The sequence below is a fragment of the Pontibacter qinzhouensis genome (assembly GCF_008017455.1).
Taxonomy (GTDB): domain Bacteria; phylum Bacteroidota; class Bacteroidia; order Cytophagales; family Hymenobacteraceae; genus Pontibacter; species Pontibacter qinzhouensis.
In genome coordinates this window covers 1-25,203 of sequence record NZ_VRTY01000072.1, presented here as the reverse complement: position 1 = coordinate 25,203, position 25,203 = coordinate 1, and the positions used below count along the sequence as shown (strand labels likewise).

The window sequence follows — 25,203 nt, the reverse complement described above, 5'->3', positions numbered from 1 at the left end:
TATTCGTGACTATAACTCTTTTTCCGAAATCTTATGAAGGGCAGATATCTTGCTGTTATTTTCCTGCTGCTGTTGTGTGCTTGGCCGCTTAGCTCTTACGCCAACATCGATAGTCTGCTCCACGAGCTAAGCCAGACCATCCGCGAAAAAGAAAAATACATGGAGCAAAAATCGGAACGCTTGGAGCAGCTCAAAAAAATACTGCGAAACGAGCCTGACCTGTCGCTTACGGAGCAGTTTGAAGTGTACAATAAGCTCTACTTTGAGTACCGGACATTTAAATATGATTCGGCGTTCAAGTATGTGCTACAACTGCAGGACGTAGCCCATCGTCTGAACGACCCAATCCGAATTACGCATGCCAAGTTGAACCAAAGCTTTATTCTACTATCGTCAGGGATGTTTAAGGAGGCGCTGGATTCTCTTAATACGATACAGCCTGCCCCATTTCCAGATAGTATAAAAATAGAATTTTATGCCTTAAAGGCACGCGCCTTTTACGACCTCTCCAGCTATACCGAAGATACCTACTATGCTAACCGGTACATTAAAGCAGGCGAAAGCTATATAGATTCTGCTTTTGTGCTAATACAGCCAAACACACTGGCATTTTATACACTCAGGGGCATGAAACAGGAAATAGCTAACAATCATGAAAGAGCGCGTCAGGATTTCCAAACTATTTTAGACAAGTTTCAACCTTCGCTCCGGCAGTATGCCATGGCTGCCAATTCGCTCGGACACATTTACCAGAATATGGGAGAACCAGATAAAGCCCTCGAAATGCTAACCAGAGCAGCCATAGCCGATATGCGCTCCTCCACAAAAGAAGGCGTTGCACTTATGACACTCGCAGAAATGCTGTACCACCGAGGTGAGGAAGCACTTGCCTACGATTACATTAAACAAGCTCTGGAAGATGCCACTTTTTATGGTGCCAAGCAGCGGAAAATACAAGTAGCAGCCATTTTGCCCGTAATAGAGGGAGAGCGGCTGGCAACGGTAGAGGGGCAGCGCAGCCGGCTGTATGTTTACTCCGTGGCAGTTACCATTTTATCGGTACTTGTCATCTTATTTGCCGTCATCATTTTCAGGCAGCTCAAGCAGTTGCGCGAGGTTAAACGCACCGTAACTGAAGCCAATAATAGCTTGCAGCAACTCAACGAGAGTCTGATGGAAGCCAACAGGATTAAAGAAGAATACATTGGCTACTCGTTTAATGTGTACTCCGAGTACCTCGACAAGATCGAAAAATTTAAAAAATCGATTGATAAAAAGCTGATGGTAAAAAAGTATGACGAAATAAACCACGTCATGAAGTCCATTAACCTGAAAAAGGAGCGGGAGGCTCTGTATCTGAGTTTCGATAAAATATTTATGAAGCTGTTCCCGAATTTTGTGCCGGCTTTCAACTCTTATTTTAACGAGGAAGATAAAATTGTGATAAAAGATAACCAGTCACTCAACATTGAGCTTCGGATTTTTGCCCTGATCCGGATTGGCATTCACGACCATGAGCAAATAGCCCGCATTCTGGAGTATTCTGTAAACACCATTTATACCTATAAAACACGCGTGAAGAACCGGTCTTTTTTGCCGAATGAGGAGTTTGAAAAACGGATTATGGAGATTAAAGCTTTTTAAGTTTAGTAGGTAAAAAATAACGGTCGTTAGTGTAAAATTTCTATATTGCGCCGGTAGCAGAATTTTTAGAATGGTGCTACTTAATTAACCATGTTGTTCGCCTGTTAATAGTTGTTATTTTTATGAGGTACTTCCCTTTGCATTCTGCCGTTCGGTTTTTAGTTTTTGCGCTCTTACCAGTTATAATGAGTTGTGCCTCAGATAAACAAGCTGCTGGCCAGGAGGAAGAGGAATGGGTATCGCTGTTTAACGGCAAAGACCTGAACGATTGGGTCGTAAAAATTAACCGCCATGAGCTTGGCGATAACTTCGGGAATACCTTTCGGGTTGAAGATGGCCTGCTGAAGGTGCGCTATGACCAGTATCCGGAGTTTAACGAACGCTTCGGGCACCTGTATTACAAGCAGCCTTTTTCGCATTATCACTTGGTGGTAGAATATCGGTTTGCAGATAAATGGCGCGAAGACGCACCTTCGTACACGCAATTAAACAGCGGCATCATGTTTCACTCGCAAGACCCTAAAACCATGCCGCGAGATCAGGACTGGCCCATATCGATAGAGTACCAGCTGCTGGCAAGTTTAGGAGACGGTAAAGAACGCCCAACAGGCAACATGTGTTCTCCTGGCACAGAAGTAATCTACAACGGCGAAATGGACCCGCGCCACTGCATTAACTCCACCTCCAAAACCTATGCGCCCGATGAGTGGGTGCGGGCAGAACTTATTGTTCTAGGCGATTCCCTGATCACGCACCTTGTAAATGGCGATACAGTGCTACAATACAGCAAGCCTCAGATTGGCGGTGGCGTAGTCAATAATTTCGATCCTGCTCAAAAACAAGACGGCAAGCTCCTGCGACAAGGTTTTATTGCCCTCCAAAGCGAAGGCCAACCTATAGATTTCAGGAAAGTAGAAATCAAAAATCTACAGAAATAGCAAGAGGTAAATGACTCGATGAGCTTACACCTGCAGGCTATTCCGAGCTGGGGGTAGGGGTCCTCGTTTGTCGAGGAAGCTATTTCTTACTGCCATGTACTTGCTTGTTCCATAGGCAAGCTAAGAATGACTAGCTTATTTGCATTTACCTTTATGGCTTTAGTAACCTAAACCCAGAGTCTGTTCACAGTTCTCGCACCAACTAAAAATGCTCAGGTTGTAGTTTGCATTCGCAACCCGTTGTTTTAAATCAGCTGCATCATTATTCTAATGAAAATGGCCTTCCAAAGGTTTTTTCGAAAAATATGGCCAAGGGTCTTTTGGCTGTACGGCCTTAAACAAGCACTTGGCCCTTCGCCAGAATTTCTAAATCTAACCATTAGCACATTAAAACAATTTTCAAATGAAACAGCCTTTCTAAAGGCTTTTCTCTGTTTTGCTGGCCATGGCTTTCTGATCCTAAAAATTCCTTCCTCACCCTTCGCATGGCGTCAGCTTCGCCTTTCTATTTTGATGGTGCAACAACAAGCCAAAAAAGCTTTCTTCCCTGCCTGCATATATTTCATATTTAGTCTATATACTTCTGAGTTCTTTATTTAGTCAAATCGTTGTAGATCAGTGATTTTAGTTTGTTTTGAAGCAATAATTTTCCATATTTTCTTAGGATAAATTGAGCTTAGTAGTAGGGTAATGTTTCTTTGTAATGTAAACAATTGTTAGTTAGTAGGTCAACGCGTTGCTGCCACTTCATCTCTCTTATTTATATTCTCTGAAACAATAATTACTCACTTATTATGACTAGAAATTTATCTCAATGGCGACAAAGGGCAAAGCCTTTTCTGTTTCGTCGGGGTGGCAAAGGAGCTTGTATTACAAAGGGGTGTGCCTTTGTGTTGATGCTCTCGTTCTTTCTGTTCCAGTCTTTAGCTGCATGGGCACAGGGAGGCATAGCTGTAGGCGGAACCGTTTCTGACAATACCGGAACCGGCTTGCCCGGAGTAACTGTAATGGTGAAAGGCACATCAGTAGGGGCAGCAACGGACCTCGACGGAAGGTATGCCTTAACCATTCCTGCCGGGCAGGAAAATGCCATTCTTGTTTTCTCCTTTGTAGGATATTTAACACAGGAAGTACCAGTGGGTAACCGGGCAAACATCAACGTGAGCCTGGTGTCTGATTCGAAGCTGCTCGACGAGGTGGTGGTGGTGGGGTATGGTACGCAAAGCAAGAGGGATGTAACTGGTTCTGTAGCCTCAGTAAAGATGGACGATGTGCGCTCTCTTCCGGTTCCGGATGCGGGGCAGGCGCTACAGGGGCGGGCAGCTGGAGTGCAGGTTATTACCTCTGGTGCACCAGGTAGCAACGCCACTATTCGGGTGCGGGGCACCAGCACCATCAACAACAGCGATCCGCTTGTGGTAATAGATGGTGTGCCAACCGACCTGCCGCTAAATGCGATCAACCCCGATGATATCGCCTCTATGGACATCCTGAAAGATGCCTCTGCTGCCGCCATTTATGGTTCCAGAGGAGCCGCAGGCGTGGTGCTGATTACTACCAAAAGAGGGGAGGCAGGAAAAGGCCGGTTAGAGTTCCGAGCCTACACTGCTATACAACAGGCCACCAGCACAGTAGAAATGCTCAACTCAGCCCAGTTTGCCACCTTGCACAACGAAATAATGGCTAACAATGGGCAGCTTCAGAACCCCGCTTACGCCGATCCAGCCTCTATTACGACCAGTACCGATTGGCTGGGAGAGTATTTTAGAGCAGCACCACAGCAGAATTACTCTGTTTCGTATGCGGGCGGCACCGAAAAGTCCAGCTTCTATGCTTCTGGCACCTACACCGACCAGGACGGAATCGTAATCAACAACGGCTACAAGCGCTACACCTTTAGCCTGAATAGCGACAATAAGTTTCTGAGCTGGTTTAAGCTCTCTAATAACCTGCTGCTGAGCCACGACAAAAAAACAAGCGGTACTATAGACATCCGCAATCCCATGGCTGCACTTCCGGTACAACCACTAAGCAACCCCGATGGCACCTGGTCTGGTCCGGAAGGGCAAAGCAGCTGGTATGGCGATGTGCGCAACCCGGTAGGACAGGCGCTGGAAAACAGCAATACCACCTTAGGTTATAATGCGTTGGCCAATGTGAGCGGCGAGTTTACCATTACACCTCAATTGATATTTAAAACAACAGCCGGCATACAGGCTGCTTTCTGGGATAGCAGAAGCTGGACACCTAAATATGCCTGGAAACCGATCGCCAACGAGTTCAGTACGCTGTTTCAGCAAAACAACAAGAGCATTACCAGGCTCTGGGACAATTTTCTGACCTACGATGCCAGCTTTGGAGATAAACACCATCTGACAGTATTGGCCGGTACCAGTGCCCAGGATAACCGCTTCGACCAAATAAATGCCGCCCGCCAGGATTTTATAAGTGATGCAGCCCAGCAATTAGATAATGGTACCATCAATTTGCCTTCCGGGGGTAATGCCAGCGACTGGGCTTTGTTCTCATTTCTGGGTCGGATTAACTACAGCTTTGACGATAAATACCTGATCACCGCTAATTTGCGGCGTGATGCCAGCAGCCGGTTCGGTGCCAACAACAGGTGGGGTACTTTCCCTTCTGCCTCTGCCAAGTGGCGTATTTCGGAAGAAGACTTTTTTAGAGAAGTTAACTGGTTAAGTGATCTGTCGGTGCGTGCTGGCTATGGTGTTACAGGTAACCAGAATATTGGTAACTATGCTTACGCCTCCAGGTTATCGGTTGGGCAGGCTACCTTCAACAACACTGTGGTGAACTCGGTGGTACCAGTGGTGTTGCCAAACGCCAATGTGCGCTGGGAAGAGGTGGAGCAATCGAACATTGGATTAGATGCGGCTCTTTTTAACGGCAGGATTAACCTGACAGTAGATGCTTACATAAAGAATACCAACAACATGCTGGTGCCGATGAACGTGCCGGTTACCACAGGGTATTCAGATATTTTTGTGCCAAGCATCAACTTTGGAAAGGTGCGAAACAGAGGCTTTGAAGTTGCCGTGAACACCTACAACATAACCGGAGCTTTTGAGTGGAATACCAACCTGAACTTTTCTGTAAACGAAAACGAAATCCTGAACCTGAACGGTGATGTGCCTCTGTACGGGGGCATAGAGCAGGTGCTGCGCCAGAAGAACGGCTTCCCGATTAACTCCTTTTATGGCTTTGTTATGAATGGCATTTTCCAGAGTCAGGAAGAGGTGAATAATTATGCGCTACAACAGCAGGGAGCCGACCTGTTTAACAGTACCGGGCCCGGCGATGTTAAATTTCTGGATATCAACAACGATGGCCTGATCAACGATTTTGACAGAACCTATATAGGGAACCCCAATCCGCGGTTAACATTTGCCATGAACAATACCTTTGCCTGGAATGGTTTCGACTTTTCAGTTTTTCTCCAAGGTGTACAAGGCAATGATATTTTTCACGCTAACCGAATTTTTCAGGAAGGTATGGCCGTTGCCCAGAACCAGACAACGGCAGTGCTGGATCGCTGGACACCAAACAACCCCAGCAGCTCCACACCAAGGGCAATTTTCAACGATCCGAACAAAAATACAAGAGTATCGACTCGCTTTGTGGAAGATGGCTCATACCTGAGAGTAAAGAATGTGACGCTGGGGTATAATCTGCCGCAAAGCATTATTGGCCGCGCCAAAATGAGCTTAGTCAGAATCTATGTCTCTGGGCAGAACCTCTTCACCTTCACCAATTACACAGGCTTTGATCCGGAGGTAGGCATTAATGGCGTGGACCTGAGTGTGTACCCATTATCCAGAACGCTGAGTGCCGGAATAAACGTTGGCTTTTAATTTTTTAATCTCACAGAAATGAAATCAATTATAAAATATACGGCTACGTTTCTTTTTGCCGCCACCCTGAGTAGCTGCGAAAATTATCTTGATCGCACCCCCTTAGATACCATAAACCCGCAAAACTTTTATAAAACCCAAACCGATGCCATAGCGGCGATTAATGGAGCTTACCAGCCTCTGCAGTGGCCAAAGTTGTACAACTTCCAGATATGGGGAACCGACATCTGGGCAGGCAACAGCATTGTGGGGGCCGGGGGCGGTACCGATGGCATTGCGACGCAGGATGTTGCGAACTTTGTAACCACCACGGCTAATGCAGCCGCTCTGGATTTGTGGAGAGGCCCATCTCCGGGTATTCTTAGGGCCAATGTGGTGCTCAAGTATGTACCGGGTATTGAGATGGAGGAGAACCTGAAGAACCGCATTCTGGGAGAAGCCAAGTTTTTAAGAGGTTTATATTATTTTATCCTGGTACAGGCCTTTGGCGATGTTCCGCTTATAACAGATGCCCCTGATACACCTACCAATGAGTATCTATATCCTGCCCGCACACCAAAAGAGCAGGTGTATAACCAGATTGTACAGGACCTGGCCGGAGCCATAGAGTTGCTGCCAGTAAGAGAAACTTATTCGGGTGCAGATATTGGCCGTGCCTCTAAAGGGGCAGCAACAGGTTTGCTGGCCAAAGTGTACCTGACAATAGGCAATTATCAGAAGACTGTGGAGCTGTGCGAGCAGGTAACGGCAATGGGCTACAGTCTGAACCCGGATTACAGCGACAATTTTAACCCGCTAAACAAAAACGGGCCGGAGTCGCTGTTTGAGGTGCAGTATGCAGGCAAAGTGAACACAGCTGATTTTTTTGGAGGAAATGAGCAAATGGCCTCCTGGGTAAGCACCTACACCGGACCGCGAAATTCCAATATGGTAGCCGGTGCCTACGGCTGGAATCAGCCAACGCAGGAGTTTGTGAACCAGTACGAAACAGGCGACGTGAGAAAAGACAAAACAATATTATACGAAGGTGGACCTGCTTTTGACGGCCAGGAGTATAAGCGTTCCTACTCCATGACTGGTTACAACCTGCGCAAGTTCCTGGTGCCAAAATCGATCTCTCCGGAATACAACACCAACCCTGCCAATTTCCCGGTGCTACGGTATGCCGATGTATTACTGATGCAGGCTGAGGCGCTTTATGAATTGGGAAGAACCAACGAGGCGCAGGCTTCTGCCAGCAGTATCAACAGTGGCGGACCTCTGAACCGGGTACGGGTAAGAGCAGGTCTGCCAACCATTGGCGGGCTTAGCCAAAGCGCATTAAGGGCTGCTATCAGGAAAGAGCGCCGCCTGGAGTTGGCGTTTGAGGGGCACCATTGGTTCGATATTATTCGGTACGACAATGGGCAGTACTTCGCGCCTTACCTGCACGCCATCGGGAAAACCAATGCCAGTGCTAAACACCGGTTGTTGCCTATACCGCAGCAGGAGATGGATGCCAACCAAAATCTGGTTCAGAATTCAGGATATTAATCAGGGGCAAAATTTAAGCAACTACAGACATGAAACACGTTTTTATCTATAATAAAAAAGCACACTGGTATGTTGGCGTTCTGCTGACACTGATAACACTTTTTGCCTCTTCCTGCGAGAAAGACATTTATGAGGAGTTTGACCTGACACGGAATACGCCGCTGGAACTGACAGCTAGCAAAGAGGAAGTGGTGTTACAGGAGACACTGGCGGCAAGCGAAGCCGTTGCCTTTACCTGGACGAGCGGCTCTAACTATGGCACCAGCTCCGGCATCACGTATAAGCTCTATCTCGATAAGCAGGGTAATAATTTTCAGGATGCCGTGATGACAGATCTGGGTAGAGCAACCCTGGAGAAAAAGTACAGTGTACAGGAGTTTAACCACTTGCTGCTCTCTCAGCTGAGCCTGACGCCGGGTATACATGCTGCAATAGAAGCAAAAGTGGTAACTAACGTGTTGGGAACAAGCTATTCCGACTCAGCTACAACTTTAGTGCAGGTTACACCCTATCAGCCGGTAACTACTACTTTGTATTTAATAGGCGATGCCACTCCAAACGGCTGGAGCGCCGATAACGCCACGCCCTTAACATTAAACAGCGCAGGCCCCGGCAGGTTTACTTGGCAAGGCAGGTTAGCGGCAGGCTCGTTTAAGTTTATCACAACGCAAGGTTCCTTCCTGCCGTCTTACAACAAAGGCGGTTCCGATACACAGCTTGTCTACCGCTCCTCCGACACTGAGCCAGATAATGCCTTTACCGTTTCGACTGCCGGTGTTTACAGTATTACAGTTAACCTGCTCGAGCTTTCAATAGCTGTAGAGGAAGGTGTTGCGCCACCATATGCTGAGCTGTGGATTGTAGGTGATGCCACACCTAACGGTTGGGATATTGATAACCCGAACAAATTGCGGGTAGACAGATCCAACCCTTATGTATTTACTTACAATGAGGTGCTGCAGGCAGGCGAATTTAAGTTTCCGACAGCTACCGGTAATTGGGGATCAGACTTTTATATGCCCTTAGTAGATGGCCAGGCGCTTGATCTAACTGGTGTGCAACTGGTAAGAGGCGGAAATCCAGATCTTAAATGGAGAGTGACGAATCCGGGAGCCTACAAAATTATGCTCGATCTGGAGGCCATGCGCATCGATATTAAGCCTTTTACGCCTTATACGCAACTCTATATAGTGGGCGATGCCGCACCAGCTGGTTGGAACATAGACAATCCTACGCAAATGGTTAGAGATGCTTCTAACCCCCAGCTATTCACTTTTACAGGTGCTTTAAAAGCAGGAGAACTCAAAATTCCGGTAGCGACTGGCGATTGGGGCGGCGATTTTTTTATGCCTGTTCTGCCTGATGAAGGAATAGAGAGCACCGAAATGAAATTTGTGCCGGGTGGCAATCCTGACAATAAATGGAGAATTCATGCAGCTGGCAATTACCGCATAACGGTAGATCAGCTGCATGAAACAATTCGATTCGAGAAACTATAATTCTAATTTCATACCTAAACATCCGGCCTCTTATTAGTAGGAGGCCGGTATAAAATTCTATGCTTATGAATATTATGCTATTTCAGTTATGTTTTTGTGTGTTTTTGCTCGGTGCAGGTGGTTGTAAAGAAGACAATGGCCAAACAAGCCCTGCTCCAGCAGAGATTCCGGCTAATCCGGCCACACCAGTATACAGCAACCATGCCATAACCACAGATAAAGCCATTTACAAACCAGGCGATAATGTGATATTTACCCTGGAAATGAGTCAGATACCGGCTACGGCTAAAGTAAGGTACAAGCATTTGAATGAGGTAGTTGGTGAGGCAGCCGTAACGGAATCTTCCTGGGCCTGGCAAGCACCAGCCACCGATTTCTGGGGCTATATGGTAGAGGTTTATAGTACGGCAAACGAAACCGAAACCATACTTGCCACCACGGCAGTAGATGTATCGTCTGACTGGAAGAAATTTCCGCGCTATGGCTTTCTTTCCAAATTTCCGCAATTAAATGAAGCAGAAGTACAAGCTGTAATGACTAACCTGAACAAGCACCATATCAATGGCATTCAGTTCTACGATTGGCATCACAAGCACCACCTGCCGCTGCCTACAGCAGGGGCAGCACCAGCACCTAGCTGGAAAGACATCATTAATAGAGATATTTATTTCACAACAGTTCAGAAATACATTACGGCAGCACATGGTTTAAACATGAAAGCTATGCAGTACAACCTGATTTATGGAGTTTGGGATAATGCAGAGGCAGACGGCGTAAACAAAGAATGGTTTATTTATAAAGATAACACCAGAACCAACCGGGATTTTCACCCTTTGCCAGCACCTCCTTTCTTAAGCAATATTTATCTTATTGATCCGTCCAGTACCGGTTGGCAGCAGTACCTGATCAACGAAAACAGAAAAGTATATCAGCACCTGGCGTTCGATGGGTTTCACATGGATCAACTGGGAGACAGAGGAGCCACTTTTAAGCATGATGGTACAGCCCTGAACTTGGCACAAAGTTATAAGCCTTTCATCAATGCCATAAAAGCCGATGCGCCAACAAAATATGCTGTGTTGAATGCCGTTTCGCAGTACGGCCAACAGGGCATTGCTGAATCATCCTCCGATTTTTTGTACTCCGAGGTTTGGAACCCGTTCGATACCTATAATGATCTGGCAAACATCATCAAGCAGAACAATACTCTCAGCAACAATACAAAAAATACAGTGCTGGCCGCTTATATGAATTATGATTTATCTAACAACCAGGGGGTGTTCAATACAGCTGCTGTTCTCATGACCAATGCCGTAATATTTGCGCATGGCGGAGCGCACCTGGAGTTAGGCGAACACATGCTCTCAAAGGAATATTTCCCGCATCATAACCTGGAGTTGCGGCAAGACCTGAAAAGTGCCATGGTAGCGTATTACGACTTTTTGGTGGCATACCAGAACTTGCTCCGCGATGGAGGTAGTTTCAATAATCCTACAGTGACCGCTGGCGACAGTAAACTGAAGCTTGCTGCCTGGCCTGCAGCTGCAGGATCGGTAGCCACTTTTGGCAAATTAGTAGGCAACCAACAAATACTCCACTTCATTAACTTTAACAATTCCAAAACGCAGAACTGGCGCGATAACACCGGTACTCAAACGGCCCCGATTCAGGTAAATGATGCCAAACTTTCGTTTATAGCCACAGGCCCGGTAAAGAAACTCTGGACTGCCACACCAGACATTATAGGAGGTGCCTCCAGATCCTTAAACTTTAGCCAAAACGGTAATCAGGTAAGTTTCACACTCCCGGAACTGAATTACTGGAGCATGGTTGTGGTGGAGTATTAACGAAACTGTTAAAGCAGCCTTAAGTCTTTTATACAATCATTTCTTTAGCTAAAGAAAGCGCCCTTAGCATCTTTTTGCATTTGGTAGAGATCAAGCTTTACCCGTAAATTATTCAAATGAAAATGCCCTTCCAAAGGACAAAAGGCTGTTTTTATACAAGGGCTTGGGCTACGTAAAAGCTAAGCAATCGTAATCGCCCCTTGACTAGTTTTGCCCATTTTTTCTCTGGAAGGGCATTTTCATTAGAATAATTGATAAAAGCTGCTCCTCGGAAATAAATGTTCCAATAAGAGGTGTAGTATTCCTCTTGGTTATTTTAATCAAGAGGAATACTGCTTTCGAAGTGTTCTGCCTGCTCGTTTCTCCTTTAGTTGCTCCTGCTCTTTTACAATTTGCCCATTCAGGATAACGTAGCGGAAGCCGGTTGAGAGCTGCGTAGGAGCTTCGTAGGTGGCGTTTGCTTGTACCTCGGCCAAATCGAAGAGCAGGAGATCAGCTTTATAGCCTTCTTTTATAAAACCACGGTGGTGCAGGCCAATGGTTTCTGCGGTAAAGCCGGTCATTTTGCGTACGGCTTCCTGCAGGCTGAGCACCTGCCGTTCTTTCACAAAGGTTTCCAGCACCCTCGGGAAAGCGCCAAAGCTGCGGGGGTGGTTCATGGTGGGGCTGCCATCGGTGCAGATCATGGTGTGCGGGTCCAGGAGCAGGGTTTGCTGCAGGTCGTCGTCCATAATAAAGTAAGCGCCAAAAGCACCGTAAGGGCCAATGTCCTCCATCAGTACCAGCTCAAAGGGTTTGTTACGTTCCGCTGCAATCTGCGAGAGCTTTTTGCCGGCAAATGGTCCTGAACCTATTAAGGTAGCATCAGGCCCGTTCCGGAAAATAATTTTCTCCCGCAGAAAAGTGCGCAATTCCTCTCCTCTGGTTTGCACTACCTCGGCATAGTCGAAGGGTTTTTTTGCCCAGTCGGGGAACAGGATCTCGATGGAGGTATAGCTGGCGGTGTAGGGGTAAAAGTCGGCGGTCACCTGAATGCCCCTGGCTCTGGCGCTGCTCAATTGTGCCAGAATTTCTTCGCCTCTTGCCTTTCCTTTGCCATATACCACTTTTATATGCGATACCTGCACCGGACAATGCTGGCCCTGCTCCAGCAGCTCGTCTATGGCGGCTGTAATAGAGTCGTCGCTTTCGCTGCGCATGTGGCTCATCAGCAGGCCTTGGTGCCGGCCAACGGCTTTTGCCAGGCGCACCAGTTCAGGGGTAGCTGAGTAGAGTCCCGGGTTATATTCCAGGCCGGTGGTCAGGCCGAAGCAGCCAGCCTGCATGGCATCGGCCAGCAACCGCTCCATCTCCTGAAATTGAGTTTCCGAAGGTACCGGATCGTATTTGGCACCCGAAAGCATCCGGATGGTGTTGTGGCCGGCAAACAACACAATATTTACACCGGGCACTACTGCGTCTACACGGTCCATCCACTCGCGCACATCTTCCTGCTCGGGGCTAAATCCATCCTGCCCCAGGCAAATGGTGGTTACGCCCATGGCCAGAAAGTTAGGAAACTCCGGCTCCACCAGCGGGTCGCCATGCGCGTGGGCATCTATAAAACCAGGCGTCAGCATGAGTCCGCTGGCGTCTATGGTTTGTAAAGCTTCGTAGCTTTTTGTCTGCTGCCTATCCAGCAGTGCAATGGTATCGCCTTTCAGGCCAACAGTTGCAGCAAAGGGTGTCGTGCAGGTTCCGTCTACTACTGTTGCGTTGGTTATAAGTAAATCGAAGATCATGGTACAAGATAGGAATAAACAGAATCTTATGCCTACGAAAGGACTGCCAAAGCAGATTCAGACTAACAAGAGCGGGAACAGGTAAACCAGCCGGTGCAGGAGTACTGACACAGAGTTACCCTGATCTTATACTTCTTAGGTTCTTAAGTAATACAGAGTCACAAAGCCCAGAGATTTAGAGCATTTCTAAGCTGTCAGTCTTCATATTTTATCTATTTTTTTATTCTAATGATGATTATATATATTATTGATAATCAAATAGTTGAAAGTAAAAACAAGCCGCTAATTTCTATATTTTGGATAGAAAAATTGACCTTGGCTTTACGGGGCTGCAAATTTGTAAAAGAAACGGCTGTTTGTTCGGAAGATGGCGCTGAAGTAGACATGCAGAACATAGGAGCACGAAAAAATGATACTACAATAGCTGCACAATTAACTAGCCTAACCATATTACTGAACAATATATTTTCTTTTAAACATCCGCCATGTGCTTTTTAAGGCTGCAAGCCCGAAAACACTGAAACGGAGCGATAAACAAATCCATGAACTACACATCTTTAAAATCCTGTCTGTTGCTGGCGTCGTTGCTCTTTGGCTCCTGCCAGACACAGCAGAGCGTAAACAACGGCACCACCAGCAGCACGGTAGCCATCTGGCAATCGGAAGCGTACACGCTTTACCCGGACAGGGTGGTGCAGCAGGGGCAGGAGGCAAAAGCAGAATCTGCCACGGCCATGGTGTCGAATTATCAGAGCCCGGCCAACGAGTTTCAGAGTCCGGAGCTGCAGTTTAAGTTCAGCATCAATGGCAAAGACAACGAAATGATTTCGGGCAAAGACCACCGCTTTATTTGTGCCACAGAGGGTGGAGCCTGTGCTACGCCTGTTATTAAGTTCGGGCAGCAGTATACCGACGAAGCCAAAGTACCAGCCAATACTTTTCTGGCGCCTAACACAGCCCTTACCGTAAAGCTGGACTTGCGCCACGTGCTCGAGGCGCTCAACACAAAAGGTTTCTATACCACCTACGATGGCACCAACATCTATAAAGACGATTTCAGGCACGTATTCATAGCCGGCAATACAGCTCCTATGATGTGGGATTTCGACAACCTGGCAAACCGTCCGGAGCTGGAGATGAAAGACCCTGAGGGAGACGGCATTTACGAAGCAGTACTTACACTTAATGCGCCTGCCGATGCCAAGACCACTGCTTCGCGCTGGGAGCTTTCAAAAGATCTGAGTGCCTTCCCTCAATACACGTCCGATTACCCGCTCATCGACGCGCTTTATAACCTGTCGTTGGAAGAGATGGAGCTGGATATAGAGGCTGATAGTACGTTTAGAACAGGAGAGGAGTGGGCCGGTGTCTGGACCCGCGACATCAGCTACAGCATTATTTTATCTATGGCGATGCTGCAACCCAAAGTATCGCAGTACAGCCTGATGCGGAAGGTGCAGAACGGCCGCATCATCCAGGACACCGGAACAGGCGGTGCTTACCCCGTTTCTACCGACCGGATTGTATGGGCGGTGGCGGCCTGGGAAATCTACAAAGTAACCGGCGATAATGACTGGCTGAAGCAGGCTTATGAGATTATCCGGAACTCAGTGGAAGACGATCTGAAAAACGCGCATAACCCTGAAACCGGTTTGGTAAAAGGAGAATCTTCTTTCCTGGACTGGCGTGAGCAGACATATCCGAAGTGGATGCAGCCTGTCGATATTTACGAATCGGAGAACCTCGGCACCAATGCTGTGCACTACCAGGCAAGCGTCATTCTCTCTGAAATGGCAAAACTCCTGAACGACAACAAAGCATCTGTTAAATACCACCAGGTAGCTGAGACGATAAAAAACGGCATAAACGAGCAGCTTTGGGTGCCCGAAAAGGGCTATTATGGGCAGTATCTTTATGGCCGCAACTACAAAATTCTGTCGCCTCGTGCCGAGGCGCTGGGGGAGGCACTGAGTGTGCTGTACAACATTGCAGATGCGGCAAAAGAAAAGTCAATAGTAGCCAATACGCCAGTGTATGATTATGGCATTCCGTGTATTTTCCCGCAGATTCCGAACACACCGCCGTACCACAACAACGGCATCTGGCCTTTTGTGCAGGCTTACTGGTCGTTGGCTGCTGCCAAGGCGGGCAATGAGCAGGCGCTGGTCGAGAGCATGAGTGCCATTTACCGTCCGGCTGCGCTGTTCCTGACCAACAAGGAAAATTTTGTAGCCAGCAACGGCGACTTTGCCGGCACCCAGATCAACTCCAGCAGGATGCTGTGGAGCCTGTCGGGCAACATCAGCATGGTGTATAAGGTGCTTTTCGGAATGGACTACACTGCCAACAGCCTGCAGTTTAAGCCTTTTGTGCCGAAAGCGTTTGCAGGTACACGCAGCCTTACCAATTTTAAATATCGCCAGGCCGTGCTGGATATTTCGCTGGATGGGTACGGCAACCAAATTGAATCTATTACATTGGATGGTAAACCGCTGTCAAATGCAGAGCTGCCCGGCAACCTGCAGGGCCGCCACCAGCTTAACATCATGCTGGCTAACAACGCGGTGCAGGAGAACGAAGTAAACAAGGTGCCGCATACGGTTTCCCCGGCTGTTCCGGTAGTTAGTTTATCGGGTAATACGCTGGTGTGGCAGCCGGTAGAGGGAGCCGTAAATTACGTGGTGCTGAAGAATGGCAATGTGCTGGCCTCTACCAAAGCCACTTCCCAACCCATTACCACTGGTGCTTACGCCGAGTACCAGGTTATAGCCGAAGATGAAGCGGGTCTGCCTTCTTTTGCCAGCGAGCCAATGGCTGCTCCTACCAACGTGGTGCAGCAATATGAGCTGGAAAAAGTGGCTCCTAAAGCGGCGCTGCCTTACAAAGGTTTTTCAGGAACAGGTTTTGTAGAAACAACAAAACAGAAAAATGCCGCTATTAAAATTCCGGTTACCGTTTCAGAAGCCGGTACCTACGCCATCGACTTCCGCTACGCCAACGGCAATGGTCCTACCAACACCCTGAACATGTGCGCCATCAGAACGTTACGGGTCGGAAACAATTTTGCCGGCACTGTTGTGCTGCCACAGCGAGGGGTAGACGAGTGGTCGAACTGGGGCATGAGCAATGCGGTGCAGGTGTACCTGCCGAAAGGTTCCCACACCATCTCCCTCTCCTTTGAACCAGCCAACGAAAACATGAACCGGCAGGTAAACCAGGCGATGCTTGATTACATGCGCCTCACGCAGCTATCTAGTGGCGTCAGGAGTACGAGTCAGAAATAACTTCAGTAACCTCACAGTGTCTACCAGACCTGTGAGGTTTTGTTTTTTAACGCATGCTCCTTGCTAACCCTTGATGCTTATATCTTGTTTTGGCTTTGGAAGGGTGTTTTCATTAGAATAATCCAGGTCCGCTGAGGGTTTGTTTTTATTTAGAAAATTTGGCTCCGGCTCTATTAGTAACTGCTTCATCCGGTGCCCTCTGGCTTTTTTGCTCTGTTGCGAGGGCTCTGAGCGCTCACGGCCGCGGGGCCTCGTCCTTGGGCATCGCGCTGCTGCATCTTTCCTGCCCGCTAGCGGGCTGCCGCACCCGCGGCACCGGAAACCTGCAAAGGCGCTCAACCCAAGAACTGGAAAAGCTTCAATAGTTAAGGCAAAGGGAACTTGAAAGCCATAGAGAATTCTGCCTTTCAGTTTTCAATTTTCATTTTGATTCGTAGTGATCTCCCATCCATGTCTAACCTGTTTTTAAAATAAGTATAGCAGTCGAAATGATTCAGCATCAATAAAAGGAGCTAGAATATTCAGCAGCTTCGGCTATCGCACCTAAACCAGTCTTTGGCTTGAGCCGCCGGGGGAAGGGGCCCTCTATTTGTGAGATCCGGTGCCGCCTTAGCGGCAGCCTGAGCGAGAGCGAAGGCAGGAGGGAACGCAGCGGCGATGGCCAAAGACGAGGCCCCGCGGCCGTGAGCGCTCGGAGCCAAAACCATGAAACAGTAATGTATGAGGGCACCGGAGTAAGCAGTTGTTACAGGAGCCGGAGCCAAATTATTAATAATCAAATCTCCTAGTTGGATGATCCGTAAATCTGTGCATGCCCTAATTATTCTAATAAAATCACCCTTCCAGAGGCAAAACCTCACTTACCAGTGTAAGGGTAAGAAGCGAAAATCCCACCAACTAATTTATTACTTCACAAAAGGTGATTCAAAGAGTTCTATACTAGCTTAAAAGATGAGTTTAAGCTTACACATGGCCTACTTTTATATTAAGTTAATTTTATTGTAATATGTTGAAAATAAGTATATTATACATGAATTAACACTTGTTTTTTCTACATTTTACTTCGAATAATTGAGGTTGGTGCTGTGTAGCTGCAAATTTGCAGTAGTAACAATTGTTAGTTCCTCTTGCTGGTAACATAGCCGCAATCTGAAACCCGATTGTATCAGTGCTTCATTCATTCATCCGGTTTAAAATAAACATTATGCGCAAATTACTGCTACTCCTGTTTTCCTGCACCTGCCTGTCGCTGTCGCATGCGCAGGTTATTACCTCGCCAGACAAAAACGTAACCCTAAAGTTCGAGCTTACGGCCAAAGGGGAGCCCACCTACCAGTTAACTTACAAAAAGAAGCCGGTCGTAAAGCCGAGCGCCCTGGGGCTGGAACTGAACGAAGGTGTCTCTTTCAGGAATGGCTTTACCTTAACTAATTCGGAGCAGAAGTCGGTAAACGAATCGTGGGAGCCGGTGTATGGTGAGCAGAAGTCTATTCGGAATAATTACAATGAGCTGCTGGTAACACTGGCGCAGAAAGAGCAGAAAGACCGCTTTATCCGTATCCGGTTCCGGGTGTTTAACGATGGGTTGGGCTTCCGGTACGAGTTTCCGCAGCAGCCGGAACTGAACTACTTTGTCATAAAGGAGGAGCACACCGAATTTAACCTTACCGGCGACCATAAAATTTTCTGGATACCCGGCGATTACGATACTAACGAATACGCCTACACCACCTCCAACATATCGGGGATAGCTGACCTTATTAAAAAAGCAACCATTGATGTGCACGCGCAGCAGCCGATTAAAACGCTGGCCGTACAAACGCCTGCCATGATGAAATCTGCTGATGGCTTGTACATCAACATTCACGAAGCAGCCCTGATCGATTACCCGGCCATGAACCTGAACGTGGACGACAAAACGTTTAAAATGAGTTCGCACCTGGTGCCGGATGCTGTTGGCAACAAAGGCTATGTACAAACCAATGCGCAATCGCCGTGGCGCACCATTGTGGTGAGCGACAAAGCCACTGATATTCTGGCTTCTAACCTGATCCTGAACCTGAACGAGCCGACGGCTTATAAAGATGTTTCCTGGATAAAACCAGTAAAGTACATTGGCGTGTGGTGGGAGTATTTTGTGGCAGGCAAAAGCTCCTGGGCGTACAGCGACGAAACCAACGTGAAGCTGGACCAGGATTTCAGCAAGTTCAGCACCAACAACCGCCACGGAGCCACAAACGAGAACGTGAAAAAGCACATCGATTTTGCGGCCGAACATGGTTTTGATGCGGTGCTGGTAGAAGGCTGGAACATTGGCTGGGAAGACTGGTTCGGCAACTGGAAAGAAAACGTGTTCGATTTCGTAACGCCTTACCCGGACTTTGATGTGAAGGCCCTGCAAAAGTATGCTGCCGATAAAGGTGTAAGAATAATGATGCACCACGAAACCTCCGGCTCCGCCACCAACTACGAGCGCCGCCTGCACCAGGCCTTCCAGTTTATGGCCGACCATGGCTACAATTCTGTTAAAACCGGATACGTGGGCAAAATTATTCCACGCGGCGAGCACCACGACAGCCAGTGGATGGTGAACCACTACATACACGTAGCTAAAACAGCAGCCGATTATAAAATTATGGTAAATAGCCACGAGGCGGTACGCCCAACCGGCCTGCACCGTACCTACCCGAACTGGTTTGCGCAGGAATCTGCCAGAGGCACCGAGTTTGAGGCAATGGGCGGCCTGGCACCGGAACATGCCACTATTCTGCCTTTCACGCGCCTGATGGGTGGCCCGATGGACTACACGCCTGGTATTTTCCAAACCGATCTTTCTTACTACGGTACCGGCAGCGACCAGCGTGTGAACACAACACTGGTGAAGCAACTGGCCTATTACGTAACTATCTACAGTCCTCTACAAATGGCAGCCGATCTGCCGGAGAACTACACCCGTTTCCCCGATGCCTTCCAGTTCATAAAAGACGTGGCTATTGACTGGGACGAAACGTATGTGCAGGAGGCAGAGCCAGGCGACTACGTGACAATAGCGCGCAAAGCCAAAGGCAAAAACGAATGGTACGTTGGCGGCATCACTGACGAGAACCCACGCACCGCGACTATTCCTTTTAATTATCTGCCAGCTGGCAAGCAATTTATTGCCACCATATATGCCGATGGCGCAGATGCGAGCTACGACAAAAATCCGCAGAGCTATACGGTTCGCAAAGTAATTGTAACTTCTAAAAGTCAGCTGAAGCAGCGGCTGGCCTCCAGCGGTGGCGTGGCCATCAGCATTAAAGAAGGCAGCAGAGAGGAAATGAAGGGGCTGAAGAAGTTGTAAAGGAAAACAGCGCCTACTGTAGCTACAACTTTACATACTCCTAATACAGGCGTAAAACGATTTACAATTCATTTACTCGTATTACAAGAAAAATGTTAGTTAATTTGTTGATTATGAGTATGTTGTGTGTTTTGGTTTACAGGTTTTTTCTACACTCATACGTTTGAAATTGATATGTTCTGGCAATGCCGGCATTTTTGTAAAGATAAATTTGATCATACCAACAGGTGCCTAGGCACTTGTTGGTTAAAACAGATTGTATGACCAAACGAATTTTGCCATGATTTTAATAGCAGATAACGGCCGTAGAAAAACAGATTGGCGCATACTGAGCAGAACAGGGGAGGTGCGGCAGGTGTATACGGTAGCCATTGATCCGCAGTACCAGGATGCCCGCCACCTGGCCGATATGGTGGCAGCAGCGCTTCGCCCACATGTAGCCTTTGAGGAAGCACCGGTTATAAAATACTACAGTGCCGGCAACAGCTCGGTGGAGCGCAACAGTTTAGTAGAGGAGGTGCTGCAGCAGGTGTTCCCGGGGAGCGAAGTGCTTGCAGACCATGATCTGCTGATGCTTGCCAAGCTGCAGCAGCTTACACCGGAAACGCTTCAGCAATACTTAATTTCGGCATAAACATATTGCTGCTAAGTACATTTAACTACAATTTGTCGAGTTTACCCTTGGCTAAATTCTGATGTAAAACCTTCGGAAGGCCATTTTAATTAGAATAATTTATCCTTCCAATAAAAATCTGAAAGCTTTAAGAGAGCAGCTTTTTACATAATTTTCGGTTTGATACGTTAGCTACTTAGCCAGCTGTACTACCTGGGCTCATTTCTTGCTCCAGAAATTGCGCTAGCTTTGTAAACCGTAAATTTACCAGATGCTCATCAGATTTTTAATTACTACGCTGTTTTTACTCTACGGAAGCGCTTTGGCTACTGCCCAGAATGTTGATCCGGGCAAACTGCAGCTTACCTGGGAGGTGAAGAAAATAAATTACCAGGGCAAGTCGCAAACACTTGCGGTGCTTGCCATCACCAACCACGATCGTGTTGCCTTACCTGCCTCTGGCTGGACGCTCTATTTCAATTCAAGTAAAACGCATGCGGCAGTAAGCGGCGAGGTGCAGATGGAGGCGCTGAACGGCGACCTGAACCGGATAGTGCCAACAAGCCGCTTTACCGGTCTGCCACCCGGAAAGTCGCACCAGATCGAGTACGTTGCCAGTGGTAAGGCCATGAATTATAAAGACGCGCCAACAGGTTTCTATCTGGTTTGGGATGTAGTGCCGTCCAAAGGGTTGGCCATACCCGATCCTGTGCAGAAACCTCTAGCTGCAGCAAACCACGATGGCCATATTACCCCAGCCATCATCTTTGAGAGAAACAAATCGATAAAAGATATTCCGGCAGAAAACCTCCCCCCTATTTTTCCTACACCGGTTACCTACCAAAAAGGAGAAGGTTCTTTTATAGTAGATGCCAGCACAAGCCTGCAAACTGATCCGCTATTTAAACAGGAGGCTAATCTTCTGGCAAAAGAACTGGAAAGTATGCTGGGTGCCAGGCTGCGGGTAGGTGCCGGCACAAAAGACAAAGCCATAGTTCTAAAGCAGGTGCCCGGGCTTGGTCCGGAAGCTTACCAGCTGCAGGTTACGCCGGAGCGCGTTGTTATCAGTGCCTCTGCGCCAGCAGGTGCTTTCTATGGTATCCAATCGTTTAAGAGCCTGCTCCCGCCAACGGCCTGGGCAACAAATCAGGAAAATTATACAATTACGGCTGTAGCAGTTTCTGATGCGCCGCGTTTTGGTTACCGTGCCTTTATGCTCGATGTAGCCCGAAATTTCCAGACAAAGCAGCAGGTGCTGAAGGTCCTCGACCTGATGGCACTCTACAAACTAAATGTGCTGCATTTCCATTTAAACGACGACGAAGGCTGGCGCCTGGAAATACCGGGCTTACCTGAACTAACTGCGGTTGGCGCTAAACGTGCTCATACGCTCAGTAGCAAGCAGCATTTGCAGCCATCGCATGGCTCCGGCCCCGACACCACAAATGCCTTTGGCTCCGGCTACTACAGTCAGGCAGATTTTATAGAGATACTCCAGTATGCCACAGCCCGTCATATTCAGGTTATTCCGGAAATTGAGACACCAGGGCATGCCCGTGCGGCTATAAAAGCCATGGATGCCCGCTACGAAAAATACATGAGAGCCGGTAAAAAAGCAGAGGCAGCGAAGTATTTGTTACGCGATCTTCAGGACCAGTCTGTTTACCGGTCGGTGCAACGCTGGAATGATAATGTGCTGAATGTAGCGCTTCCTTCCTCTTATGCTTTTATAGAGAAGGTGGTTAGCGAAATTGCCTTTATGTACCAGCAGGCAGATGCACCCTTGTCTAACATTCATATGGGAGGAGATGAGGTGCCGGCAGGAGTGTGGGAGAAATCGCCTGCCGTGCTGGCCCTGCAAAGTCAAAATCCTCAGATCAAGTCTACCGACGATCTCTGGACTTACTATTTCGGAAAGGTGAATAATATCCTGAAAGCAAAAGGGCTGTACATGTCTGGCTGGGAAGAAGTGGCACTGCAGAAAACGAAGGTAAATGGCAAAACGCGTTATGTGACGAACCCTGCATTGGCCAAAGAAAACGTACATGCCTATGTGTGGAACATTGTGTGGGGCTGGGGGTCCGAAGATCGCGCCTATAAATTAGCCAATGCCGGATACAAAACTATTCTGGCGCCTGCCACTAACTTTTACTTCGATATGGCCTATCAAAAAGATTTCGATGAGATTGGCACCTATTGGGCTACTTTTTCAGATCTTGAGGCCTCCTTCAGTTTTGTTCCCTTCGACTACTATAAAACAGCCAGAACGCCGGAGGGGAAGGCAATAGAAAAATCTGCCTTTGCCGGAAAAGAGCGATTAACTGAGGCTGGTAAAGCGAATATTGTAGGTCTCCAATGCCTCCTCTGGACCGAGACCATCAGGAGCACCGGGCGGTTAGAGTACATGCTGTTGCCCAAAATGCTTGGTTTTGCAGAACGGGCCTGGGCAAAAGATCCAGCCTGGGCCACGGCAACGCAACCAGTAGCGGCAGACCCTGCTTATAAGGAGGCCTGGAGCCAGTTCGTAAATGTGCTTGGCAAGCGCGAGTTGCCACGACTCAACAGCTATGCCGGTGGGTTCCAGTACAGAATACCGTCTGCCGGAGCAGTAGTAGAAAACGGGCAGGTAAAGGTAAACTGCCAGCTACCTGGCTTCGTAATTCGCTATACCACCGATGGGGCTGAGCCAACTGCCACAAGCCCGCTTTACCAGGGCCCAATCAACACGAAAGGAACAGTACAGTTAAAAGTGTTTAACTCGGCAGGACGTTCAGGAAATACCACCACAATTGTGAACAGGTAAAGCGACAGGAGTAAACTGGCGTTATGTATATTCAGATATTTATTATAGATTGACACCAGAAACAGCAACGCCTGTTAGGCGGTTTACCTGGAGTAAAGGCCGTGGCGGTGTTAGACCATACTTTACTTGGTAGCACCTCGCAAACCTGCTGCTCCAGTATGTCGGTTCAAATATTTATTGAATATAGCATTAAGATAAGTTTCAGAAAAGTATGTCAGCAACCAACCCTCTGAAAAAGGAGTACGACTCAGCACAGGCAACACCTGCTGCCGGAGATCGTTCTCAAAAAGTATCCATCAACATTCCACCTGTTATTTTCGGCACCAGTGGGCTGGGCAATTTATATGAGGCCCTGGATGATGATGTAAAACTGGCGATTGTAAAAGAATGCTTTGTGCACTCCAAAGGCCCTGCCGTATTCGACTCTGCCGGTAAATATGGCGCGGGCCTTGCCTTAGAATCTCTGGGGAAGTGCCTGCGGGAGCTGAACATAAAACCTGAAGATGTTATTATCAGCAATAAACTGGGCTGGGTCAGAACAGAGCTTAAAACACCGGAGCCAACCTTTGAGCCCGGCGTTTGGAAAGACCTGAAATATGATGCCGTGCAGCACATCAGCTACGATGGTATTTTAGAATGCTTTGAACAGGGCAACGAACTGTTAGGAGGCTACGTGCCGCAACTGGTATCGGTGCACGACCCGGATGAGTACATGGCGCAGGCAAAAGACGAGGCGGAGGCAGGCAAGCTTTACCAGGACATTCTGGATGGTTACCGTGCCCTTGCCAACTTAAAAGCACAGGGCAAAGTGCAGGCCATAGGCGTAGGTGCCAAAAGCTGGCCCATTATAAAACGAATAGCCAGCGATGTGCAGCTCGACTGGGTAATGATTGCCAATAGCATGACCATAAAAGAGCACCCACAGGACCTGCTGGATTTTATGCAGGAGTTGAAGCAGCAAGGAGTTCAGATTATTAACTCAGCTGTGTATCATGGCGGTTTCCTGATAGGCGGAGAGTACTACGACTACAAACACGTAAGCCCCGACTCAGAAGAAAACAAAGCGTTGTTTAAATGGCGCGACGATTTTTTTGCCTTATGTAAGCAATATGATATAACGCCGGCGCAGGCTTGCGTGCAGTTTGCCTTACATACGCCGGGAGTTGTTAGCTTAGCCCTCAGCACCACCAACCCGAAGCGCGTTAAACAAAACATAGAAAACGCTTATAACGCGGTGCCTGCTGGTTTCTGGCAAGCCATGAAAGAGAAGGGGCTGCTGGAGCAGGAATATTCTTATCTATAACAGAAGGTTAAGTGTATCTAAAGTAAAGGAAGGAGAATGCAGGCTTGCAGTCTCCTTTTTTTTTGAGGTTTACCACCCTTGAGGCAAAACTGCTGAAAATCCCCTGGAAGGCATTTTTCATTAGAATAATTGAGTTTGTTAAGAGCCTGCAATAGTCAAAGATGGCTCAACTCCATTTTTTTTGTGCATGTTTTTGCTGAGGCGGCAAGAGCTAAAACTGAAACAATGAATTAGTTGATGTTGTAGTTATATTTAAAGTAGCTATAGAATCTATCTTAACTTTTCGGAATCAGAAGGTCATCATTTTTAGGAAAATGACACACGATCTTTTATGACTTGTATAGTAAATGACGCAAACTCTAATAAGTTATCTCGCTGACTATAGGGTAAATCATGTCTTCGGCAAAATAGTAGATGCTCTGGGTGATTTATGGATAAATACATGAGGCAGATAAAGTTGTGTTTAACCTCCCAAAATTGCTTTTTAGGTGCATACACTATAAATCTCAATGGATGACTAAAATCATAAAAAGATAACTTTTATTAGTGCTTTTTTCTTTATAACTTGCTTAATCGGTTAAGCATTCGGCTTAAAATTAATGATTTAGCAATCTGATTGTATGGGGTACAGATTGGCTGTACTCTTGTTATAAGTTAAAACAGTAATTGAATTATGTCTAAAATTAAAGTTGCGATCAACGGCTTCGGCCGTATTGGCAGGCTTACCTTTAAGGCCCTGCTCG

14 protein-coding genes are annotated in these 25,203 nt (G+C 47.5%); 13 read left to right on the top strand and 1 reads right to left on the bottom strand.

The window, feature by feature from the left end; genetic code table 11:
* The first annotated feature begins 33 nt into the window (after nucleotides 1-33).
* The 7 genes from susR (at nucleotide 34) to FVR03_RS17000 (ending at nucleotide 11,333) form a co-directional block, all read left to right on the top strand.
* Nucleotides 34-1,644 (top strand): SusR family glycan utilization regulator, encoded by a 1,611-nt coding sequence (gene susR / locus FVR03_RS17025; protein ID WP_147922967.1) that lies wholly within the window; start codon nucleotides 34-36, stop codon nucleotides 1,642-1,644.
* 185 nt (nucleotides 1,645-1,829) lie between these two features.
* Nucleotides 1,830-2,582, top strand: coding sequence for a 3-keto-disaccharide hydrolase (locus FVR03_RS17020; protein WP_255474274.1), 753 nt, complete (start codon nucleotides 1,830-1,832; stop codon nucleotides 2,580-2,582).
* A gap of 276 nt (nucleotides 2,583-2,858) precedes the next feature.
* Nucleotides 2,859-3,182 carry a hypothetical protein gene (locus tag FVR03_RS24495; protein ID WP_187270198.1) on the top strand — a complete coding sequence of 108 codons (324 nt, stop codon included), beginning with the start codon at nucleotides 2,859-2,861 and terminating at the stop codon, nucleotides 3,180-3,182.
* A 194-nt stretch (nucleotides 3,183-3,376) separates the two neighbouring features.
* Nucleotides 3,377-6,454, top strand: a complete 3,078-nt coding sequence (locus FVR03_RS17015) for a SusC/RagA family TonB-linked outer membrane protein (RefSeq protein ID WP_222707257.1) — start codon at nucleotides 3,377-3,379, stop codon at nucleotides 6,452-6,454.
* Between the two features lie 18 nt (nucleotides 6,455-6,472).
* On the top strand, nucleotides 6,473-7,987 hold the full coding sequence (locus FVR03_RS17010; protein ID WP_147922965.1) for a RagB/SusD family nutrient uptake outer membrane protein: 1,515 nt from the start codon (nucleotides 6,473-6,475) through the stop codon (nucleotides 7,985-7,987).
* Nucleotides 7,988-8,016: 29 nt separating this feature from the next.
* Nucleotides 8,017-9,486: a SusE domain-containing protein gene (locus FVR03_RS17005; RefSeq protein WP_147922964.1), complete on the top strand. Its 1,470-nt coding sequence runs from the start codon at nucleotides 8,017-8,019 to the stop codon at nucleotides 9,484-9,486.
* Between the two features lie 65 nt (nucleotides 9,487-9,551).
* Nucleotides 9,552-11,333 (top strand): endo-dextranase, encoded by a 1,782-nt coding sequence (locus tag FVR03_RS17000; RefSeq protein ID WP_222707256.1) that lies wholly within the window; start codon nucleotides 9,552-9,554, stop codon nucleotides 11,331-11,333.
* Between the two features lie 320 nt (nucleotides 11,334-11,653).
* Here FVR03_RS17000 and FVR03_RS16995 read toward each other — a convergent pair whose 3' ends face one another.
* The gene (locus FVR03_RS16995; RefSeq protein WP_147922962.1) at nucleotides 11,654-13,114 is read right to left on the bottom strand and encodes an N-acyl-D-amino-acid deacylase family protein; all 1,461 of its coding nucleotides are present in this window, start codon (nucleotides 13,112-13,114) and stop codon (nucleotides 11,654-11,656) included.
* Between the two features lie 228 nt (nucleotides 13,115-13,342).
* Here FVR03_RS16995 and FVR03_RS16990 point away from each other — a divergent pair, with 228 nt between their 5' ends.
* The 6 genes from FVR03_RS16990 to FVR03_RS16965 all read left to right on the top strand — a co-directional run bounded on the left by FVR03_RS16990 (nucleotide 13,343) and on the right by FVR03_RS16965 (nucleotide 24,460).
* Entirely contained in the window at nucleotides 13,343-13,612 is a 270-nt protein-coding gene (locus tag FVR03_RS16990) for a hypothetical protein (RefSeq protein ID WP_147922961.1), read from the top strand.
* A 44-nt stretch (nucleotides 13,613-13,656) separates the two neighbouring features.
* Nucleotides 13,657-16,398 carry an alpha-L-rhamnosidase-related protein gene (locus FVR03_RS16985; RefSeq protein WP_147922960.1) on the top strand — a complete coding sequence of 914 codons (2,742 nt, stop codon included), beginning with the start codon at nucleotides 13,657-13,659 and terminating at the stop codon, nucleotides 16,396-16,398.
* Between the two features lie 1,204 nt (nucleotides 16,399-17,602).
* Entirely contained in the window at nucleotides 17,603-19,741 is a 2,139-nt protein-coding gene (locus FVR03_RS16980) for a glycoside hydrolase family 97 protein (protein ID WP_147922959.1), read from the top strand.
* 280 nt (nucleotides 19,742-20,021) lie between these two features.
* On the top strand, nucleotides 20,022-20,375 hold the full coding sequence (locus tag FVR03_RS16975; RefSeq protein ID WP_147922958.1) for a hypothetical protein: 354 nt from the start codon (nucleotides 20,022-20,024) through the stop codon (nucleotides 20,373-20,375).
* Between the two features lie 250 nt (nucleotides 20,376-20,625).
* Nucleotides 20,626-23,157, top strand: a complete 2,532-nt coding sequence (locus tag FVR03_RS16970) for a family 20 glycosylhydrolase (protein WP_147922957.1) — start codon at nucleotides 20,626-20,628, stop codon at nucleotides 23,155-23,157.
* Nucleotides 23,158-23,368: 211 nt separating this feature from the next.
* Nucleotides 23,369-24,460: an aldo/keto reductase gene (locus FVR03_RS16965; RefSeq protein WP_147922956.1), complete on the top strand. Its 1,092-nt coding sequence runs from the start codon at nucleotides 23,369-23,371 to the stop codon at nucleotides 24,458-24,460.
* Nucleotides 24,461-25,203 lie beyond the last annotated feature (743 nt).

Excerpts from the sequence above, each read along its gene's own strand:
- FVR03_RS16965 (WP_147922956.1), top strand. The coding sequence starts at position 23,369 with ATGTCAGCAACCAACCCTCTGAAAAAGGAGTACGACTCAGCACAGGCA.
- FVR03_RS16985 (WP_147922960.1), top strand. The coding sequence starts at position 13,657 with ATGAACTACACATCTTTAAAATCCTGTCTGTTGCTGGCGTCGTTGCTC.
- FVR03_RS17000 (WP_222707256.1), top strand. The coding sequence starts at position 9,552 with ATGAATATTATGCTATTTCAGTTATGTTTTTGTGTGTTTTTGCTCGGT.
- FVR03_RS17020 (WP_255474274.1), top strand. The coding sequence starts at position 1,830 with ATGAGTTGTGCCTCAGATAAACAAGCTGCTGGCCAGGAGGAAGAGGAA.
- FVR03_RS16980 (WP_147922959.1), top strand. The coding sequence starts at position 17,603 with ATGCGCAAATTACTGCTACTCCTGTTTTCCTGCACCTGCCTGTCGCTG.
- FVR03_RS17015 (WP_222707257.1), top strand. The coding sequence starts at position 3,377 with ATGACTAGAAATTTATCTCAATGGCGACAAAGGGCAAAGCCTTTTCTG.
- FVR03_RS16990 (WP_147922961.1), top strand. The coding sequence starts at position 13,343 with ATGATGATTATATATATTATTGATAATCAAATAGTTGAAAGTAAAAAC.
- FVR03_RS24495 (WP_187270198.1), top strand. The coding sequence starts at position 2,859 with ATGGCCTTCCAAAGGTTTTTTCGAAAAATATGGCCAAGGGTCTTTTGG.
- FVR03_RS16970 (WP_147922957.1), top strand. The coding sequence starts at position 20,626 with ATGCTCATCAGATTTTTAATTACTACGCTGTTTTTACTCTACGGAAGC.
- FVR03_RS16975 (WP_147922958.1), top strand. The coding sequence starts at position 20,022 with ATGATTTTAATAGCAGATAACGGCCGTAGAAAAACAGATTGGCGCATA.
- FVR03_RS17010 (WP_147922965.1), top strand. The coding sequence starts at position 6,473 with ATGAAATCAATTATAAAATATACGGCTACGTTTCTTTTTGCCGCCACC.
- FVR03_RS17005 (WP_147922964.1), top strand. The coding sequence starts at position 8,017 with ATGAAACACGTTTTTATCTATAATAAAAAAGCACACTGGTATGTTGGC.
- FVR03_RS16995 (WP_147922962.1), bottom strand. The coding sequence starts at position 13,114 with ATGATCTTCGATTTACTTATAACCAACGCAACAGTAGTAGACGGAACC.
- susR (WP_147922967.1), top strand. The coding sequence starts at position 34 with ATGAAGGGCAGATATCTTGCTGTTATTTTCCTGCTGCTGTTGTGTGCT.